This is a genomic window from Endozoicomonas sp. SESOKO2 (genome assembly GCF_024606245.1).
Classification (GTDB): Bacteria; Pseudomonadota; Gammaproteobacteria; order Pseudomonadales; family Endozoicomonadaceae; genus Endozoicomonas_A.
Genome location: NZ_JAHHPQ010000093.1, coordinates 1 through 1230, shown reverse-complemented (window position 1 = coordinate 1230; position 1230 = coordinate 1). Strand labels below are relative to the sequence as shown.

The window sequence follows — 1230 nt, the reverse complement described above, 5'->3', positions numbered from 1 at the left end:
GATGCGTGCGCAGAGCGTATTTGTGTGGGGAGGATTATTTGACGGGCAAAAACTACGAGCACCGTCGGCAGTGGGTTGTAGATAAGCTCAGCGAACTGGTTTCAATCTTTTCTATAGAAGTCTGCGCCTATGCTGTTATGTCGAATCACTATCATGTGGTTTTGCATATCAATCAGAAACCTGCCAGAGAGTGGACACGAGATGAAATTTTGAGTCGGTGGACAAGGCTTTTCACAGGGCCGCTTCTGGTTCAGAGGTATCTTGCTGCTGACCAGCTGAGTCATTCGGAGCTGGCTCGCGTGGACGAATTTGTTGAAGAGTATCGAAATCGTTTAACGAACATCAGCTGGTTCATGCGATGCCTGAATGAGTATCTTGCCCGTGAGGCTAACCAGGAAGATGGATGCAAAGGTCGCTTCTGGGAAGGGCGTTTTAAAAGTCAGGCGTTGTTGGATGAGGCAGCGTTGTTGACCTGCATGGCCTATGTTGACCTGAATCCGCTCCGTGCCGAAATGGCGGAGACTCCAGAAGGGTCAGACTACACGTCGATCCAGGAACGAATTGAAAATTTGGCAGGTTCGGACACCCGTAAGCAGCCAATCACCCTTATGCCTTTTCGATCACAGGGGCAAAATCCGGCTAAGGCATTGCCTTATATTCTTCACGATTATCTTGAACTGGTTGACTGGAGTGGGCGTGCAGTCCGATCTGATAAGAAAGGTTCAATCCCTTCTGATATCCCACCCATTCTGACCCGACTGGAAATTGATTCAAATGAATGGCTCAAAACCATGAGATATAATAACCGCTTCTATCGGGCAGTGGGCAGGCTGGAAGCCATGAAAACTTTTGCTCAGGAAGCGGGGCAACAATGGGTACAGGGGTTGTTTATCTGTAGTCGTTTATTTCATGGCGTAAGCTGATTGCCCGACTTTTCTATTGTTATTTGTTTCTCCTGTTATATGGGGAGCTTTGCTGTTTCTGACTTTTCCCATTTTGAGTGATTCACTTGTTGTTTGTTATGACGAACGATTATTTTGAGTGGCTGTCAGAGTTTAATGGGCTATTGGGCTCGTGGATTATGGGCCGTGTTTTATATGGATGTCTTATTTTTTCTATTTGTGTGTGGATGTCCTATTTTTTCTATTTTTTTCTATTTTTTTCTATTTTCTCTATCCTATTTTTCCTTTTGTTTTTCTCTGTTTTTCTCTCTTTCGTTTTTCTTTCATT

General features: G+C 44.7%; 1 protein-coding gene. It reads left to right on the top strand.

Annotation, left to right across the window (positions count from 1 at the left end; genetic code table 11):
• On the top strand, nt 1-923 hold a 923-nt coding region (locus tag KDK17_RS02565), incomplete at its 5' end, for a transposase (protein ID WP_257287266.1).
• Between the last annotated feature and the right edge of the window lie 307 nt (nt 924-1230).